The sequence below is a fragment of the Marinococcus sp. LNHM5E3-2.1 genome, from assembly GCF_056034365.1.
The window spans coordinates 425,172-443,552 of the sequence record NZ_JBQLIB010000001.1 but is presented as its reverse complement, the minus strand read 5'-3'; the positions used below and the strand labels follow the sequence as shown (position 1 = coordinate 443,552).

Genomic DNA, 18,381 nt, shown 5'->3' with positions numbered 1-18,381 from the left:
TCCCCCTTTTAATCATCGGACAGCCAGGAACGAAGCAGCTTTGAAAATTCCTCCGGCTTTTCCTTTGCTAACTTCTCGAGCTGGTTTCGTTTCTTTTCTTCCTCGGTCATTTCCCTGCTGCTCTCGAGATCAGGTACCTCGCGCTGTTCAAATTCCGCAGCCTGGAAGGTTTCTTCTTTGGCTTCGGCTGGTTTTTTCCGACGGACGAGCCATACCACTAAAAAGATGAGGCCCAAAGCGCCGACAGCCATTAATGCATATGCCCACCACGGCAGGCCGCCTGCTTCCTGATCGATTTCTTCTGCGCCGAGGAAGGTCTGGGAGGAGATAGAGACTTTTTCTTCTACATCCATCTCCTCGCCTTCCACTTCAAGGTATTCTTTATCGATGCTCGTACTGATAACTGTTTCAAGCATACCCTGCATGTTATCCATCGTCTCCGGCTCTAAAGAGTTCGGATCTTCCGGATCCGGCGGCTCCACCATCACCTGAATACCGAGGTCCCGGAGCTTGTACGGGCTTTCCTGAATTTCTTTATGAATACGGTTCACTTCATAATTAATCCGTTCTTCGGTCCGCTCTGAGTCGCCTGCTGCTTCTGTACCGGCCGGATAATTGGCTACGTCTTCCTCCCCTGCACCGACTTCTCCTTCTTCGAGCGGATCAACACCTTCATAGGCTTCAGCAATTTCTTCCGCGCTGACGGCGATGCCTTCCATTGTTTCTTCATCCACGGGCTCCACCAGGTCTTCCTCCCGGTTTTCCTTCGTAAAGTCGATGTCCGTCGTTACCGATACCATGACTTTATTCTGCCCCGCCACAGTGCCGAGCATCTGCTGGACTTCACGGCGGATGTCCTTTTCGATGTCCTGCTGCACCGCACGCTGGTCCTCGTATTGATCCATGGCAGAGCCGGACGCACCATTTTCTTCATATGTATAATAGTTCATGCTTGTATCACTGATATCGATGTTTTCCACCGGCAGATCAGGCACACTTTTGGACACCAGGTTGTACAGGGTTTTCACCTGCTCCTGATCGAGCTCTCCGGTACCGCCCAAATCAACGTTCACCGATGCTGTCGCTGCTTCAGCTTCTTCGGCCACCCACGTAGACTCCTCCGGCATATTGATCATTACATCGGCACTTGACACTGCATCCATATTGGAAATTAACGCTTCAAGTTCAGTCTGCAGCGCTGCCCGTTCCATGACGGAAAATTCGTTGTCTGTCATTCCGAAGCCGGTCTGATCCTCAATAAAACTGTAGTCAATCGCCCCGTCCTGTGGAAGCCCTTCGGCTGCCAGGTCAACCTTTAACGCATCCACCTGATCCTTCGGTACGCTGATGGTAGTTCCCTCATTCGATATTTCATATTTCACTCCGCGGGTATCCAGCGTTTCTTTGATGCTGCCTGCTGTTTCCGGTGCCAGATCGGTGTAAAGAGGCTCAAAGTTTGTGCGCGAAAACAGCAGTATGCTGATGAGGAGAAAAAGAAAGATCGCCGTCGTGCCAAAAATATATATTCTTTTTTGTTTTTTACTGCGGCTGCTCCAATACGTTTTCGCCTTTTGGCTGTACTCTTTCCATTTTTCTTTCATAATTCCGCTTCATACCTTCCTCTTTACGATTACACCTGCATCCGCATCATTTCTTTGTAGGCTTCCACCGCCTTGTTTCTCACCTCGGTGGCCGTCTGCATGTAGACACTTCCTTTTTCCGCGGCAATCATCACATCATGCAGGTTGTCCGCTTCTCCGGTCACAAGCTTTTCCGTCATCCGGTCCGATTCAAGTTGGGCTTCATTGACTTTACTCATCGCCTCACTCATCGCTTTTTGAAATGAATCGCCGGTTTCCTTTACTGTCGCCTGGCCTGCCTCATTTGCTGTTTTCATTACCGGAGCCTGGCTATTCGTAATTTCCATTTGTCATCCTCCTTCCGTTATTAGTTTTTACCGATTTCAAGTGCTTTCATCATCATATTTTTATTGGCATTGAGTGCCGTGACGTTTGCCTCATACGAGCGTGAGGCCGAGGTCAAATCCGTCATTTCTTTTAAAGGATCCACATTTGGCATCTGTACGTAGCCTTCTTCATTGGCATCGGGATGCTCAGGCTGGTAAACCTCATCAAAAGGGGCATCATCCACCCCGATTTCCGACACCCGCACGCCGCCCTGGTCATTTAATGCTTTCGTTAAATTCGACTGAAAGGAATTGTCCTGCTTCGGACTCATGGAAACGGTTTTGCGCTGGTACGGCTGCCATTCCCCGTCAACGAGCCGCCCTCTCGTGGAATCCGCATTCGCAAGGTTGGAGCTTACGACATCCATTCTTAGGCGCTGTGCCGTCAAGGCCGAGCCGGAGGCTTGAATTCCATTAAAAATAGACATGCTTATGACCCTCCCCGGATAGCTGATTTAATGCCGCCAAATTTTCCATTAATACGATCGATAATGGCGTTATAATGCAGCTGGTTTTCCGAAAGCTCGGTCATTTCTTTGTCAATGTCTACGTTGTTTCCATTATTGTTATATGTATTGCCCTTCTGCTCGTATACGCTCGGAGTATTTTGATTATTCTGAAAAGAAAAGTGTTTTGCGTCTGTCCGTACAGCTTCCATCTGACTGCTGCTTTCTTCTTTCAGCATGTCCTGAAAGGAAACTTCCTTCGCTTTGTAGTTCGGGGTGTCAATATTGGCAATATTATCCGTGATTGCCTTCTGTCTAAGCGATGCCCCTTCGACACCCGCCTGTAATTTCTGCCACGTCCCGGATTGGAACAGTTCCATTTTCTCACCTCTGGCTTTTTAATTGATACTAAAGGTTTAGTTATTTACTTTTGTATGAGCATTAATTCCTAAATTGTATAGAAAAAATGTACATTTGTCTAATCAATATCGCGGTTTTTGCATTTCAGTAACTTCCGTCTAAGGAGTCAAACTACTTTTTAATAGTTCTTTTATCCTTAATGTGCTTATTTATTGGATAGTATTCAATTTTCACCGGAATGCTGTCTTTCCTTCACGCCTCATGTTTTAGTTTAAGAGCAAAAAAAAGCGACCCCCGTGAAGGGATCGCCCGAAAGCCGTTAGTCATTATTTTTAATTTTCTCGAGTTCATACAGGAACTTGTTGTTTAATACTTTAATATAGGTTCCCTTCATGCCAAGGGATCTTGATTCGATCACGCCGGCGCTTTCAAGCTTACGCAGGGCGTTGACGATCACGGAGCGGGTGATACCGACACGGTCGGCAATTTTACTCGCTACAAGCAGCCCTTCCTTGCCGTCGAGCTCCTCGAAAATATGCTCTACCGCTTCGAGTTCGCTGTAGGAAAGGGAGCTGATAGCCATCTGAACAACGGCTTTACTTCTTGCTTCCTCTTCAATTTCCTGCGTTTTTTCATGGAGGATTTCCATGCCGACAACAGTCGCCCCGTACTCGGCGAGGATCAGATCATCATCATCAAACGTTTCGCTTAAACGGGCCAGAACGAGCGTGCCAAGACGCTGGCCGCCGCCGACAATCGGTACAATCGTTGTCAGGCCGGACGCAAATAATTCAGCGCTTTCCTGCGGAAATGCCGTGTATTCACTCTGCACATCCAGATTCGGGGAGGTTTCATTAATGCCGAACAGCCCGGAGGTATACTCCTGCGGGAACTGACGCTCCTCTAAAATCCGCTGCATTTTTTCGTGCTCGATTTCCTGCTCGATCGAGTAGCCGAGCAGCTTCCCGCGGCGGCTGACTACAAACACATTAGCCCCGATAATTTCCTGAAGGGTTTCGGCCATGTCTTTAAAATTGACGTGGTCCCCCTGTGTTTTCTGTAACATTTCATTAATTCTTCTGCTTCTTGTTAACAAATCCATGCTGATTCTCCTCCTGATTTATGCTACAAAATGTACCGGCTGACGTCCCGGTCCCTGGCGATCGTGGCCAGTTTATCATTGACGTACTCCGGCGTAATGGTAATAGCGTCCATAGTAATTTCCGGCGCCTCGAAGGACAGATCTTCGAGCAGTCTTTCAAGCAGCGTATGCAGCCGTCTCGCACCGATATTTTCTGTCTGCTGATTGACCGCTTCCGCTAATTCTGCAATAGTGTCGACCGCTTCATCTGTAAACGTTACTTCAATGCCTTCGGTACGGATGAGAGCCTGATACTGCTTCGTAAGAGCCTGGTCCGGCTCCCGCAGAATCCGGGCAAAATCTGCTGCCCCTAAGTTATCTAATTCGACACGCACCGGAAATCTTCCTTGCAGCTCAGGAATTAAATCGGAAGGCTTAGCCGTATGAAAAGCACCGGCGGCGATAAACAGCATGTGATCGGTACGCACCGGCCCGTACTTCGTATTAACCGTTGATCCTTCCACAATCGGCAGGATGTCCCGCTGTACGCCTTCACGTGAAACGTCCGCACTGCTGCTTTCCTTTTTACCGGTCACTTTATCAATTTCATCCAGGAACACAATTCCCAGCTGCTCCGCGCGATAAACAGCTTCTGTACTGACTTCGTCCATATCGATCATTTTCTGGGCTTCCTGCTCGGTCAGCACCTTGCGTGCTTCGCTCACAGGGAGGGTACGGCTGCTCGTTTTCTTTGGCATCATGTTCCCGAGCATCTCCTGCATGTTCATGCCCATCTGCTCCATGCCGCCGCCCTGAAACATGTCGCCCATGGAGCCGGACTGCTGTTCGACCTCTATGGTCACTTTGCGGTCTTCAAGCTCACCCATCTCCAGCTGCTTCTGCAGCTGACGGCGCTGCTCACGCAGATCACTGTTGTCCGAAGTGTCTGTCTCTTCCTCTTCATCATTGTCCTCATTCTGCTGAAAAAGCATCCCGAACGGATTGCCGGAGTTGTTGTCCGCCTGACGATTTTTGCGTTTTCTCGGAGCAAGCAGCCGGACAATTTTTTTATTCGCAGCTTTTTCTGCTTTTTCCTGTACGGAGGCTGTTTTTTCTTCCTTTACAATACGTACGGCGACCTCCACCAGATCCCGGATCATCGATTCCACGTCACGGCCGACATAGCCGACTTCCGTGAATTTCGTGGCTTCCACCTTCGAAAACGGGGCACCGACAAGCTTCGCAATCCGGCGGGCAATTTCTGTTTTACCTACGCCCGTCGGTCCGATCATCAAAATATTTTTCGGCGTTACTTCCTCCTGAAGCTGTTCGGGCAGTTTGCTTCTGCGGTACCGGTTGCGAAGAGCTACCGCAACAGACCGTTTCGCTTCATTCTGGCCGATAATATATTGATCGAGCCGTTCTACAATCTGTTTGGGTGTCATCGAAATTTCCATTAATAAGCCCCCTTAGCGGACTATGTTTTAAGATTCCAAATCTTCAATTATGATTTCATGGTTGGTGAAAACACATATATCTGCTGCTGTCTGCAGCGAAGCCTCGGCCATTTCCCGGGCGGTCAGGTGCGTGGCATGCTTTTTGAGTGCCCTTCCGGCGCTGAGCGCAAAATTGCCCCCGGAGCCGATCGCAAGCATATTATCATCAGGCTCGATTACCTCTCCTGTGCCCGCGACCAAAAGCATGGTGGATTTATCCATAACAATGAGCATCGCTTCCAGACGCCGCAGCGTTTTATCGCTGCGCCAGTCCTTGGCAAGCTCGACGGCAGCACGCTGCAGATTGCCGCTCCACTGCTCGAGTTTTTCTTCAAATAAGTCAAACAGTGTAAACGCGTCAGCTACCGATCCGGCAAAGCCGGCGAGAACTTTCCCGTTGTACAGCCGTCTCACCTTTCGTGCCGTATGCTTCATGACCACCTGCTGGCCGAGCGTCACCTGGCCGTCGCCGGCCATCGCTCCTTCACCGTCGTGATGGACAGCGTATATTGTTGTGGCGTGAAAGGATGGTTCCATAGTTATTCACGCTTCCTTTCTGCTCTTGGATGCGCATGTCGATACACATCCTGTAGCCGTTCTTTCGTGACATGGGTATAAATCTGGGTTGTTGATAAATTGGCATGGCCGAGAAGATCCTGCACGACCCGCAGGTCCGCCCCGTGATTGAGCAGATGTGTGGCAAACGTATGCCTCAGATCATGAGGAGAAATACGAAGCGTGCTTGAGACCTTTTTCACCCGTTCGTTGATGACATGGCGGAATCCACGGTCGGTCAGCGGCCCGCCCCGGGCGTTTAAAAACAGCTGGCCGGTCGGCACGCTGCTTTTGGCTGACAGCTCCGGCCGCACCTCCGTTTTGTACAGCTCCACGGCTTCCTGGGCAAAGCTTCCTACCGGCACGTACCTCTCCTTCCGGCCCTTTCCCTTCACCAGAATGGTGCCAAGGTAGTCATCGAGGTCATCGGCCTGCAGCTGCTGGCATTCGCTGATGCGCATGCCTGTCGCATAAAGCAGCTCCATAATGGCTTTATCCCTGATATCAAGCGGCTTGCTCATATCAAATGAAGCAAACAGCGATTCGATCTCTTCTTCATATAAAAAGTGGGGAAGCGGCCGCTCTTTTTTCGGATGGCTCGCTCCGATGAACGGATTCTGTTCAATATATTCTTCACGCTGCAGATAGCGGAAATACGCACGCAGCGCGGAGATTTTCCGCGCTACTGTCGCCCTTGCATACGAGCGGTCGTACATGCTGCTGTAGTAGAGGCGGACGAGCGTTGGATCAACATCCTCCACGTGCTTCCAGCCCTCCTGCTGCATAAACGCTTCAAATTCAATCAAGTCCTGTTCGTAAGCTGTTTTTGTATAGGAGGAAATGTTTTTTTCAAGCTCCAGATAGCGGAAAAATTCTTCCCTCCAGGTTAATAGCGGGTTCATCAGCTTTTTGCTCCTTTGCACTTTCGGCTTCCCTCTGCGGGTCTGCTGCCGCCTTATGAAGACAAAAGCTAGTAAATCGTATCATAAACCCTGCAGCCTAGCAATCATATTTGGACTTTTTTCTTAAAATTCTGAATGGCATCCAGAGCCCGTTCTGCGTAGTATTCATTGCGTTCCCGCTTGTTTTTGATTTTCTGCTCCGGGGCGGGCAGCAGGCCGAAGTTGGCGTTCATCGGCTGAAAGTTTTTGGCGCCGGCCGTCGTAATATAGTGACTCATGGCACCGATCACCGTTTCCTTCGGGAAGGTGTCCGTTTCTTCCTGCAAATATTGTTTTGCCGCATTCCATCCGGCGACCAGCCCGGAAGCAGCTGATTCCACGTAGCCTTCCACACCGGTAATCTGTCCGGCGAAGAACAAATCACTGCGGGCCTTCGTCTGATAGGTCGGATTCAGGAAGTTCGGGGAATTCAAAAATGTATTGCGGTGCATCACGCCGTAGCGGACAATGTCGGCATTTTCAAGCCCCGGGATTAAACGGATTACTTCCTTCTGAGGTCCCCATTTGAGATGCGTCTGGAAGCCGACAATGTTAAAGAGCGTGCCTTCCTGGTTGTCCTGGCGCAGCTGCACGACGGCGTGCGGGCGCTCCCCTGTTTCCGGGTGCTCCAGACCGACCGGCTTCATCGGGCCGAACAGCAGGGTCTTTTTGCCTCTGCGGGCAATTTCCTCGACCGGCATACAGCCTTCAAAAAAGATGTTTTTTTCAAATTCGCGCAGCGGAACAACTTCTGCTTCCACCAGTGCATCGTAGAAGCGGTCAAATTCCTCTTCTGTCATCGGACAGTTGATATACGCAGCTTCTCCTTTATCGTACCTGGATTTTACATACGCTTTGTCCATATCGATGCTGTCTGTTTCCACAATCGGCGCCGCTGCATCGTAAAAGTACAAATGCTCTTCGCCGGTCAGATTAAAAATATCTTCAGAGAGCGACTCAGTGGTCAGCGGACCCGTGGCAATAATTGCCGGTTCATCCGGTATATGGGTCACTTCCTCCGATACCACTTCCACGAGCGGATGATTTTTTACTTTTTCCGTGACCTTCGCAGCAAATTCATGCCGGTCTACGGCAAGGGCGCCGCCTGCCGGCACCGAAGCTGCGTCTGCTGCCTCGATAATCACGCTGTCGAGGTGCCTCATTTCTTCCTTTAATACGCCGACGGCATTTGTAAGGTTGTTGGCCCGAAGGGAATTACTGCAGACCAGCTCCGCAAATTTATCGGTGTGGTGGGCGGCCGTCTGTTTGTTTGGACGCATTTCGTGAAGCCTGACCGGCACGCCCTGTTTTGCAAGCTGCCATGCCGCTTCGCTTCCGGCTAGCCCTGCACCGACGATATGAACAGGTGTACTTTTCATGATAAAAACTCCTTTCCCTTTTGAAAGCGCAGGCAACTATTCCTTTCGGAAGCAGTCAGACCTGCGCTGTAACCAGTCATTTTTAATTTGGTTCTTCCTTATAATCACATTCAGAGCACTGGACGTGTACGCCTTTTTTCGTCTTTTTCTCCACAAGCATATTTTCACATTTCGGACACGGGCGGGCAATCGGTTTATCCCAGGAAACAAATTCGCAGTCCGGGTACCGGTCACAGCCGTAAAAGATCCGCTTTTTCTTACTTCGGCGTTCAACGACATTTCCCTCTTTACATTTCGGGCATTTCACGCCAATATCTTTGACAATCGCTTTCGTATTACGGCATTCCGGAAAATTGGAGCAGGCCATAAACTTTCCGTAACGGCCCATTTTATATACCATCGGATGGCCGCACTGCTCGCAGTCTTCGCCTGCCGGCTCATCTTTGATTTCGACTTCTTCCATTTCTTCCTCGGCTTTTTTCAGCCTTGGCTCAAATCCCTGGTAAAATTCATCGATAATCTCGATCCAATTTTGTTTTCCTTCTTCAATATAGTCAAGATCGTTCTCCATCTTTGCGGTAAATTCCACATCAAGAATTTCCGGGAAGAATTCCACGACCAGATCCATGACGATTTCACCGAGCTCCGTTGGCACGAAACGTTTTTCTTCAAGTGCTACGTAGTTCCGGCGCTGCACTGTATCGAGCGTCGGCGCATATGTGGATGGCCGGCCGATGCCCATTTCCTCCATCGTCCGAACGAGCCGGGCTTCTGTGTAACGCGGCGGCGGCTGGGTGAAATGCTGATTTTCTTCCATATCCGTCCGGGTGACCATCTGGCCCTCCTGAAGATCCGGAAGCATTTTATCCTCTTCTTTTTTCCCGTCATCCTGGCCTTCCACGTACACCTTCATAAAGCCGGGGAATTTCACTTTAGAGCCGGTCGCCCGGAACAGCACGCCTTCATTATCAAGGTCCACCGACATAGTGTCCATAACAGCCGGGGCCATTTCACTCGCCACCAGACGTTCCCAGATGAGCTTGTACAGCCGGTACTGGTCTCTTGAGAGCGAGCTTTTCACCTGTTTTGGTTCATACATGATCGATGTCGGCCGGATCGCCTCGTGGGCATCCTGGCTGTTGCTGCTTTTAGCATTCTTGCGCTCGCCATGGCGGATGTATTCTTCGCCGTACTTTTCCGTAATAAACGTCCGTGCTTCTTCCTTGGCGGTTTGGGAGACCCTGGTGGAGTCTGTCCGCATATAGGTGATTAAACCGACAGTGCCAGCCGGTTTACCCAGATCAATACCTTCATACAGCTGCTGGGCCACCATCATCGTCTTTTTCGCACGGAAATTCAGCTTTCGCGCTGCCTCCTGCTGCAGGGACGAGGTCGTGAACGGCTGTACCGGATTGCGTTTACGTTCTTTTCTCGTGACCTTTGTTACTTCAAACTGATCGCCTTTCATCTTTTGAAGCACGCCGTCAACGTCTTCCCGGGAGACAAGCGCCTGCTTTTCTTTCGCTGTGCCGTGAAATTTCGCTTCAAATTCCGCGTCCCCGTCCGAGAACGTTCCATTAATACTCCAGTATTCTTCCGGAATAAACGCCTTGATTTCTTTTTCCCGGTCAATAATCATCTTCACAGCAATCGACTGTACCCGTCCGGCACTCAATCCTTTTTTCACTTTCTTCCATAGTAATGGACTAATGTTGTAGCCGACGAGGCGGTCAAGTATCCGGCGGGCCTGCTGGGCGTCCACAAGATCCATATTGATGGATCGGGGATGCTTAAATGCATCCTTCACCGCCGTTTTTGTAATTTCGTTAAAAACAACCCGGCATTCCGAATCCTCATCAATGTTTAAGCTGTGCGCCAGATGCCAGGCAATAGCTTCACCCTCTCTGTCAGGGTCGGCTGCGAGATATACTTTTTTCGCTTTTTTTGCAGCCGTTTTTAATTCTTTTAAAACTGGACCTTTCCCGCGTATCGTTATATATTTCGGGTCATAATTGTTTTCAGTGTCGACTCCCATTTGGCTTTTCGGCAGATCTCTTACGTGCCCCATTGAAGCTTTCACCGCATATTTTTTCCCTAAATACTTTTCGATTGTTTTTGCTTTTGCGGGAGATTCCACGATGACTAAATAGTCGGCCATTCCTCTTCTCCCCTTTGTCTCAATGAAATATTACCATTATTAACTCGAATAAATTACTCTGTCAAATAGTGATGCTTTTATGATCTTACTCGTTTCAGTGCGTTTTGTGCTTGAAATCACAATTATTCTTTCACAGTTTACCGAACGTGTCTAGCATAACATACGGAAAATTTAAAATTCCGTTTCAATTCCGTCAGCTGTTATGAGACGCTGTCCACCTGCCGGATATGCTTAAATCCTCCGGCTGGAGAACCGGGAGAGCACCGTCATAAATCAGCTGATTTGTACCCGCACTCTGCCTGGAAAACACGGATCCCGGCAGTGCGCAGACCTCCCTGCCCTGTTCAAGCGCAAGCGATGCCGTAATGAGGGAACCGCTGTTTACATCCGCTTCCACCACAAATATTTTATCAGACAGACCGCTGATAATGCGGTTTCTGGCCGGGAAGTACCATTTTTTCGGTGATCTGTGCGGAGGATATTCGCTCAAAAGCAGCCCCGCGGCAGCAATATTTTTTGCCAGAGCGAGATGCTCCTTCGGATAAATACGCCCAAATCCGGAGCCTAGCACCGCAATAGCCGGCGCTCCCATTGTTAATGCCTGCCGGTGGGCGTGCCCGTCCACCCCTCTTGCCAGTCCGCTGACAATCTGCACCTGCCCAGGAGGAAGAAATGCTTCCACAGCTGCTTTGCCGTAGGAAGTCATGCTCCGGGAGCCGACTACCGCCAGCCGGGGGCTGTCTTGAAGCAGCTCTGTGTTCCCTTTCGTGTAAAGCACCCACGGCGCATCGTATATTGACTTTAAAGACGACGGATAGCGTTCGTCAAAATATGTAATCCACCCGATACTCTGCTCCCGGTACCAAGCGAGCCTCCGCTGCACGGCAAGCTGGGACATATATTCCCGCCAGGCAGTCAAATGGGCGCTGTTTACAGGCAGAAGATGAGGGTGCGTAAAAGGTAAAAGTAATTCACGGTCACGGCGCAGCAGCTCTGCTACGTGCTTCCATTGAAAATAGGGAAATTCGTGGACAGCCAGAAGCCGTTCATTAAAGGAGAGATTTTGCATGAGGAGTAGTCCTTTCATGGGGGAATAATGGTTTTAGGGGGAACACGGGGAAGAAAAAGAAAACCTCCGCCTGCCCGAAAGAGGCAGCGGAGGGCGGTTATTTTATACTTGCGGTTCGTGGGTGAGGCATTTTTCGTGCAGACCGCGTTCTTTCAGAACGTTGATCATCGTATCACCGATTTCTGCCGGTGTCGCTGCTACCTGCACGCCGCTTTCGTTTAACGTTTTAATTTTTTCCTCTGCGGTGCCTTTACCGCCGGAAATAATCGCGCCGGCGTGGCCCATCCGTTTTCCTGGAGGGGCTGTCGCACCGCCGATGAAGCCGACTACTGGCTTGGTCATATTCTGCTTGACCCATTCAGCTGCTTCTTCCTCAGCTGTGCCGCCGATTTCACCGATCATGATCACGGCTTCTGTATCCGGATCGTCATTAAAGGCCTGCAGCACGTCGGTAAAGCTTGTGCCGTTTACCGGGTCGCCGCCGATACCGACAGCTGTCGACTGGCCGATGCCTGCTTTGGTAAGCTGGTCTACGGCTTCATACGTCAGTGTACCCGAACGGGAAACAACACCTACGTGTCCTTTTTTATGAATGTAGCCCGGCATAATGCCGATTTTGCACTCGTCCGGTGTAATAACGCCCGGGCAGTTTGGACCGACAAGGCGGGTGCGCTTGCCTTCCATAAAACGCTTCACTTTAATCATATCAAGAACCGGGATGCCTTCAGTGATGCAGATGGCAAGATCAAGGTCTGCGTCCACTGCTTCAATGATCGCGTCCGCTGCGAAAGCAGGCGGAACGTAAATAACCGACACGGTAGCACCGGTTGCTTCCACTGCGTCATCAAGCGTGTTGAAAACCGGCACGCCTTCAACTTCCGTGCCGCCTTTACCCGGCGTCACGCCGCCGACGATTTTCGTACCGTACTCTAACGCCTGCTGAGTGTGAAAGAGGCCGGTAGATCCTGTAATTCCCTGAACAACTACTTTTGTATCCTGATTAATATAAATGCTCATAGGTCGATGGTCCCTGCCTTTCTATTGAACTAACGAAACAATTTTTTGCGCACCGTCTGCCATAGAGTCCGCTGCTGTAATATTCAATCCGGATTTTTCCAGAATTTCTTTGCCTTTTTCTACGTTCGTGCCTTCCAAACGTACAACAAGCGGAATCTCCAGTCCAGTCTGCTTCGTAGCTTCCACTACCCCGTCAGCGATGACGTCGCACTTCATGATTCCACCGAAGATGTTAACGTAAATGCCTTTAACAGCATCATCTTCAAGGATAATTTTAAATGCTTCCGTTACTTTTTCAGCCGTCGCACCGCCGCCAACATCCAGGAAGTTCGCCGGATCGCCGCTGTAGTGCTTAATGATATCCATTGTAGCCATCGCAAGACCGGCACCATTGACCATGCAGCCGATATTGCCGTCGAGGGCAATGTAGCTTAAGTCGTATTTGGAAGCTTCGATTTCCTTAGGATCCTCTTCATCGAGGTCACGGTAATCAAGTATTTCTTTTTGACGATAAAGGGCGTTTGAATCAAAATTGAATTTCGCATCAAGCGCCATTACTTTCCCGTCCCCGGTCGTTACGAGCGGGTTAATTTCTGCGATAGAGCAGTCGTTGTCGATAAATACTTTGGACAGGCCAAGCATGAACTTCACTGCTTCTTTCAGAAGGTCTGTCGGTATATTCATGTTAAATGCCATACGACGGGCCTGATAAGGCTGCATACCGATAGCTGGATCAATGTATTCGCGGAATATTTTTTCCGGATTTTCTTCAGCTACTTCTTCGATCTCTGTTCCGCCTTCTTCAGAGCCCATCATCACAATGCGGGACGATACACGGTCGAGCACAACACCTAAGTAGTATTCCTTCTTGATGTCGCTTCCCTCTTCGATGTAAAGACGTTTCACTTCTTTACCTTCCGGTCCGGTCTGATGGGTAACCAGTGTTTTGCCGAGGATTTCGTCAGCATATTTGCGGACGTCATCGAGGTTTTTAGCGAGCTTGACCCCGCCGGCTTTCCCTCTTCCACCTGCGTGGATCTGGGCTTTTACCACCGTTACGTCAGAACCCAGTTCTTTTGCGGCTGCTTCTGCTTCATCTACCGTAAATGCAACTTTTCCGTTAGGGACTGCCACTCCGTATTTACGAAGGAGCTCTTTTCCCTGGTACTCATGAATATTCATGCTTTTTCCCCCTCACCGTTACAATACGAATCCTTCTATCGACTGTGTAAGTGATTACAAAATCGAATCTGGGCAGAACGAAAGCCTCTAAATAGCCTCGCTCTCTCCCACACATCCTTTATCGTATAGAAATTTAGAAAAAAATTCAACATTTCCGTGAAAGTTTCTGCTGCGCGGTTTAGTTTTCATTTTTACCGGCTGTTTTTTTATCCATCCGGTAGATAAAGGCGAAGATTTCCGCCACCACTTCATACAGCTCTTCCGGAATTTCTTCATTCCATTCAAGCTCATGAAGCATATGTACAAGCCCGGCATCTTTATGCACCGGGACGTCCTGTTCAGCGGCCGCTTCGATAATTCGTTCCGCGGTCCATCCCCGCCCCTTCGCTTTGACTGCCGGCGCCTGTGAAGTGCCCTGCTTATAATTAAGTGCCACTGCTTTTTTCGTGGTCCAGTTCTGGTTGGAGGTCATATCCGAATATCAAATGCTCCTTTCCGTCCGGGCTCCCGGCCGTGCGGCCCGGCCGGAAGGGCTTCTTCTTCGTGCCACTGAAGCGACACCAGCTGGTAGTTCAGCGAAGCCATTGCCGTTTTCAGCATGGGCTGAAAAAGATGCAGCGGCTGTTCCGGGCGCGGGTTTTCACTGCTGATATTTACCGTCACGTTTCGTTTATAAATCTGCACATCAGCGATTAAAACGCCGAGCCGGTCCATCTCGAGCTGAAATAAAATATGGCACGTATCCGGATCGAGTTTTCCGTCTTCAGTACGTTTTCCCTCCCAGTGAACAACAGCATCCGAAAGCATCTCCCCCCATTTCGCCGGAAGATGGGAGAGCTGCTGCAGCCACGCCTCCTGATCGGTCTGCTGCATGAGCTGCTGCCCGGCCACATGGGCGACGGTCCGTTCATGCTGGGGTGAGAGTTCAGCTCTCGACATAATATGCACCTGAGCCTGCTCTAAATGCCTGTAAGACGTCTGCATCACTTCTTTGCTCCCGCTTTCCGCCCAGGAAGACCAGCTCGAGTTGCCGGTATAACTTTTCAGCCATTCCACCATCTGCGGCGTATTGGCAAGCACCGTCACTGCTTCCGGGACCAGCGCGTGCCAGGCTCTCATCAGAGCCTTTGCGCTCAGCTGCGGCGAACTGCCCGGCTGCTGGGTCGTCTGGTGCAGCTTTGCCGCGTCCTCCACCTGGGACTGAAGCCATTTCTCCACGGACCCGCTGCTTACGGCTCCCTGAGCGACATGCTCCAGAAAGGCTTCAGCGTTCAATGGAGGCTGAAGGCCCGCAAATAGCCGGTGGATCAGCTGGGCAGCCTGACCGTTTTTGTCAATGACAGCCGCCGCGGCTGCTGCGGCGAACAGCTGCATCGGCTTTGTCGGTGCTTCGATGTCTCCTTTAAAGCTTCCCGGGGTGAGCACGGCGCTGCTGATGGACTGATGAACAGCGTCAGACGTTTTGTGCTGCGCAAGCAGCACAGTTAAATCCTGTGCCGGCGAGGGACCGTGCAGCACCTGGTGGGCACTTTGAAAGATGGATGCTTTTAAAGGGGCACCTGCGCCGAGCATCCATTGAATCGTATGCATCCCCTGCTTATTTACGGCGCCTTCCCCTTTTAGCAGCTGCACGCTTTTCTGGAGCGTTTCCCTCGTTACAGGCAGCTGCATCTGTTCAAACATGCGGAATATGTACTGCTCCTGCTTTCCGGAAGGCAGGCCGAGCAGCTTCAGGAGCGCATGGCCCTTATCACCGGAAGAAGTGGCAGCCTCGTTTGCTGCCACCTGCCACACCTGCCGGCCGTGTTCATTTTTCACCTGAAAATAATATGACTTTCCGGCTTCAACCGGTGCCTCCAGGGAAGCGTGATACACCCTCCCGTGCACAGTAACTGCCGCCCGTTGGCCTGGATAAAGCTGTTTGACAGTACCTTTAATAATCTGCCCGGCTTTAATTTCTTCATTTCCGGCTTGTCCTGTACGGTTTCCGGCAAACGTGGACGGCAGCGACAGCTTCATCGATTTTCTCTCCTTTTACGAACGACGGTACCCGGATACCGGCTGAAACGAATACCGGTGGATGGCACACCCGCCGAGACGATTTAAGCCGTCCAGGTGATTCTGGGTACCGTAGCCCTTGTTGCTGGCAAAATCATAGTCCGGATAAAGCGTATGATAGTACTGCATATAACGGTCCCGTTCCACCTTCGCCAGAATAGAGGCAGCCGCAATCGACACGCTCCGGCTGTCCCCCTGCACGAGCGACTGCTGTTCAATATGTAATGGAAGGGTCATCGCATCTACCAGCAGGGCATCCGGAGCAGGTTTAAGATCCGCCACAGCCGTCCGCATAGCCTTTTTGGTTGCCTGGTAGATATTCAGACGATCGATTTCGTCCGCCTCGATATGAACAACGCTCCAGGCGACCGCCACCTCTTTAATTTTTGTTTCGAGCTCTTCACGTTTTTTGGCGGAGAGCATTTTGGAGTCATTTACTTCTATCAGGCTGACTTCCTTTGGCAGCACAACAGCAGCCGTAGTCACCGGCCCGGCCAGCGGCCCGCGCCCGACTTCATCCACTCCAGCCACCGCCTCGAAACCCCGGTCCCAATAATCCTGTTCAAACGAAAGCCGGCGGCGGAAGTCCTCGTACTTTTCCTGCTTCTGCTTCTGTCGCTTAGCATACCGCTGCAGCTCCTTCTGGACGCCGGCCCGGGAGTCCTCCTTCCAGGCCTCCAGAAGCTCTGCATCCGGCTCCTCATGTGTCTGCAAATATTCCTTTACAGCTGTTATCGTCCATTTCTCCAATATTTTCACCTCTGCTGCACAATTATTCGCTCACGTCATCGTCCGGGCGTTCGAGACTGATGCGGCCGAGCAGCCCGCCGCGGAACTCGCGTACGACCATTTCACCTGCTTTTTCGTAATCGATTTCCGCTCCTGCAAGCAGCGCTCCCCGCTTACGTCCAATGTCTTCAAACCACTCCAGCGACGTCTCCCTCGGCTTATCCTCAAGGCTAAAACGCTGAAGCAGCTTTTCGGGGTAATACTCCTGGCAGATCCCGATAATAAAATAAGCAATATCCTGCAGATCCAACAGCTCGTCTTTAATAGCACCTGTCGCTGCGAGACGTTCCCCGACGTAAGGGTCTTCGAACTTCGGCCAGAGAATGCCCGGGGTGTCGAGCAGATCCATTTCCTTGCCCATTTTCAGCCACTGCTGGTTTTTCGTAATTCCCGGACGGTCACCGATTTTAGCTGTTTTTTTTCCGATCCACTGATTGATGAGCGTCGATTTGCCGACGTTCGGGATGCCGATAATCATTGCCCGTATAGCCCTTGGCTTAATGCCTTTTCTTTTCCACCTGGCCTGGAGCCGTTCCGTCTGCTGAAGTGCCGCTTCTTTAATCACATGCAGGCCCTTCTTGTGCTTGGAATCCACGTCCACCGCCTCAATTCCCTGGTCGCGGTAATACTGCTTCCATTCCTCGGTTACTTTAGGATCAGCCAGATCGGCTTTGGTTAATACGATCACCGATGGCTTATCCTGAATAATCGTTTCAAGCAGCGGATTCCGTGAGGACCGGGGGATTCTTGCATCTGCGAGCTCGATAACCACATCCACCTGCTTTAATTTGCTCTGCACTTCCTTTTGCGCCTTGTCCATATGTCCGGGATACCATTGAATGTCCATATCTCTGCCTCCTTTCAAATTAAAATGGCGATGGCCACATATGAGTAAGCGGCCAGAATGTTATTACCGCTTCCCCGACAATCTCCTCTTCTTCTACAAGTCCGATAGCCCGGGAGTCATAGCTGTTCGGACGGTTGTCGCCCATCACAAACACCTGCCCTTCAGGAATACGGCTCCGGCCCGTTTTCTCCTTCAGGGTGAAATCGGTTGTCGCCGGGATAGGGCCTGCTGCCAGGGTCTTTTTATCAAGAAACGGCTCATCCACCTGCTCCCCATTAATAAAAAGCTTATCGTTCCTGTATTCGAGCGTATCGCCCGGCAGTCCGATGATCCTTTTAATGTAATCATCTTTATTATTGGCGTGGAAAACGACCACATCAAACCGGTCCCACTCGTGCAGCCATTTGCTTGATTTATTCAACAGCATCCGGTCTTCGTCATGAATGGTCGGCTCCATTGATTCGCCTTTCACAACGACTGGAGCTACAAACAGCCAGCGTGCTGCCAATGCAATAAGTAATGCAATCATAATCACTGTCAGAAGATGCAGCCAATTGATGGGAAAGCGGCGTTCATTCATGCGGTCGATTCCTTTCTTTATATAGTTTATCCGTATGAAAAAAGCTGCAGACGGAATACTCCGCTGCAGCTTTTTCTCCTGTGTCTTATCGAAGTTCTTTGATACGCGCAGCTTTTCCACGCAGGTTACGGAGATAGTACAATCTAGCTTGACGTACTTTACCGCGGCGTTTCACTTCAATCTTGTCGATTCTTGGGGAATGAAGCGGAAGAGTTCTCTCCACACCAATTCCGTAGGAAACCTTACGCACGGTGAAAGACTCGCTGATGCCTCCGCCGCGACGTTTAATAACGACGCCCTGAAACACCTGTACACGTTCACGGGAGCCCTCGACAACTTTCAAGTGCACTGCTACAGTGTCACCTGGGCGAAAGTCCGGGAGATCTGATTTTAACTGTTCCTTCGTTATGTCGCGAATAAGTTGTTGCATTTGTATTCGCCTCCTTCTCTCGCATGC

The 18,381-nt window shown here is 50.5% G+C and carries 19 protein-coding genes; all 19 read right to left on the bottom strand.

From position 1 onward, the window contains the following. Nucleotides 1-8 precede the first annotated feature (8 nt). Nucleotides 9-1,601, bottom strand: coding sequence for a flagellar basal-body MS-ring/collar protein FliF (fliF, locus tag ACTRXH_RS02365; RefSeq protein WP_474277338.1), 1,593 nt, complete (start codon nucleotides 1,599-1,601; stop codon nucleotides 9-11). 29 nt (nucleotides 1,602-1,630) lie between these two features. Next, on the bottom strand, nucleotides 1,631-1,927 hold the full coding sequence (fliE, locus tag ACTRXH_RS02360; RefSeq protein ID WP_474260487.1) for a flagellar hook-basal body complex protein FliE: 297 nt from the start codon (nucleotides 1,925-1,927) through the stop codon (nucleotides 1,631-1,633). 20 nt (nucleotides 1,928-1,947) lie between these two features. Beyond that, a complete protein-coding gene (gene flgC / locus ACTRXH_RS02355) occupies nucleotides 1,948-2,394 on the bottom strand; it encodes a flagellar basal body rod protein FlgC (RefSeq protein ID WP_298784326.1) in 447 nt (148 codons plus the stop codon). 2 nt (nucleotides 2,395-2,396) lie between these two features. After that, a complete protein-coding gene (flgB, locus tag ACTRXH_RS02350) occupies nucleotides 2,397-2,792 on the bottom strand; it encodes a flagellar basal body rod protein FlgB (protein WP_474260485.1) in 396 nt (131 codons plus the stop codon). A 299-nt stretch (nucleotides 2,793-3,091) separates the two neighbouring features. Beyond that, complete coding sequence (codY, locus tag ACTRXH_RS02345; RefSeq protein ID WP_091610307.1) at nucleotides 3,092-3,874, bottom strand: GTP-sensing pleiotropic transcriptional regulator CodY; 783 nt, start codon at nucleotides 3,872-3,874, stop codon at nucleotides 3,092-3,094. Nucleotides 3,875-3,897: 23 nt separating this feature from the next. Continuing rightward, on the bottom strand, nucleotides 3,898-5,310 hold the full coding sequence (gene hslU / locus ACTRXH_RS02340) for an ATP-dependent protease ATPase subunit HslU (protein WP_474260483.1): 1,413 nt from the start codon (nucleotides 5,308-5,310) through the stop codon (nucleotides 3,898-3,900). Nucleotides 5,311-5,337: 27 nt separating this feature from the next. Beyond that, a complete protein-coding gene (hslV, locus tag ACTRXH_RS02335) occupies nucleotides 5,338-5,886 on the bottom strand; it encodes an ATP-dependent protease subunit HslV (protein ID WP_474260481.1) in 549 nt (182 codons plus the stop codon). Between the two features lie 2 nt (nucleotides 5,887-5,888). Further along, complete coding sequence (xerC, locus tag ACTRXH_RS02330) at nucleotides 5,889-6,806, bottom strand: tyrosine recombinase XerC (RefSeq protein ID WP_474277328.1); 918 nt, start codon at nucleotides 6,804-6,806, stop codon at nucleotides 5,889-5,891. A gap of 104 nt (nucleotides 6,807-6,910) precedes the next feature. Further along, nucleotides 6,911-8,224, bottom strand: coding sequence for an FADH(2)-oxidizing methylenetetrahydrofolate--tRNA-(uracil(54)-C(5))-methyltransferase TrmFO (gene trmFO, locus ACTRXH_RS02325; protein WP_474260477.1), 1,314 nt, complete (start codon nucleotides 8,222-8,224; stop codon nucleotides 6,911-6,913). A gap of 82 nt (nucleotides 8,225-8,306) precedes the next feature. Next, the gene (gene topA, locus ACTRXH_RS02320) at nucleotides 8,307-10,382 is read right to left on the bottom strand and encodes a type I DNA topoisomerase (protein WP_474280402.1); all 2,076 of its coding nucleotides are present in this window, start codon (nucleotides 10,380-10,382) and stop codon (nucleotides 8,307-8,309) included. A 193-nt stretch (nucleotides 10,383-10,575) separates the two neighbouring features. Then, on the bottom strand, nucleotides 10,576-11,451 hold the full coding sequence (dprA, locus tag ACTRXH_RS02315) for a DNA-processing protein DprA (RefSeq protein WP_474280400.1): 876 nt from the start codon (nucleotides 11,449-11,451) through the stop codon (nucleotides 10,576-10,578). A 102-nt stretch (nucleotides 11,452-11,553) separates the two neighbouring features. Then, entirely contained in the window at nucleotides 11,554-12,468 is a 915-nt protein-coding gene (gene sucD / locus ACTRXH_RS02310) for a succinate--CoA ligase subunit alpha (protein WP_322524654.1), read from the bottom strand. 21 nt (nucleotides 12,469-12,489) lie between these two features. Next, nucleotides 12,490-13,650: an ADP-forming succinate--CoA ligase subunit beta gene (gene sucC / locus ACTRXH_RS02305; protein ID WP_022792755.1), complete on the bottom strand. Its 1,161-nt coding sequence runs from the start codon at nucleotides 13,648-13,650 to the stop codon at nucleotides 12,490-12,492. A gap of 178 nt (nucleotides 13,651-13,828) precedes the next feature. After that, the gene (locus tag ACTRXH_RS02300; protein ID WP_322524653.1) at nucleotides 13,829-14,122 is read right to left on the bottom strand and encodes an EscU/YscU/HrcU family type III secretion system export apparatus switch protein; all 294 of its coding nucleotides are present in this window, start codon (nucleotides 14,120-14,122) and stop codon (nucleotides 13,829-13,831) included. Beyond that, a complete protein-coding gene (locus tag ACTRXH_RS02295; protein WP_474280398.1) occupies nucleotides 14,119-15,669 on the bottom strand; it encodes a hypothetical protein in 1,551 nt (516 codons plus the stop codon). The genes ACTRXH_RS02300 and ACTRXH_RS02295 overlap by 4 nt, the downstream gene beginning before the upstream one ends. Before the next feature lie 15 nt (nucleotides 15,670-15,684). Continuing rightward, complete coding sequence (locus tag ACTRXH_RS02290; protein WP_474280396.1) at nucleotides 15,685-16,467, bottom strand: ribonuclease HII; 783 nt, start codon at nucleotides 16,465-16,467, stop codon at nucleotides 15,685-15,687. A 13-nt stretch (nucleotides 16,468-16,480) separates the two neighbouring features. Then, a complete protein-coding gene (ylqF, locus tag ACTRXH_RS02285; protein ID WP_474260466.1) occupies nucleotides 16,481-17,344 on the bottom strand; it encodes a ribosome biogenesis GTPase YlqF in 864 nt (287 codons plus the stop codon). A gap of 19 nt (nucleotides 17,345-17,363) precedes the next feature. Continuing rightward, nucleotides 17,364-17,924: a signal peptidase I gene (lepB, locus tag ACTRXH_RS02280; protein WP_474260464.1), complete on the bottom strand. Its 561-nt coding sequence runs from the start codon at nucleotides 17,922-17,924 to the stop codon at nucleotides 17,364-17,366. Between the two features lie 85 nt (nucleotides 17,925-18,009). After that, a complete protein-coding gene (gene rplS / locus ACTRXH_RS02275) occupies nucleotides 18,010-18,354 on the bottom strand; it encodes a 50S ribosomal protein L19 (protein WP_022792749.1) in 345 nt (114 codons plus the stop codon). Nucleotides 18,355-18,381: the final 27 nt, after the last annotated feature.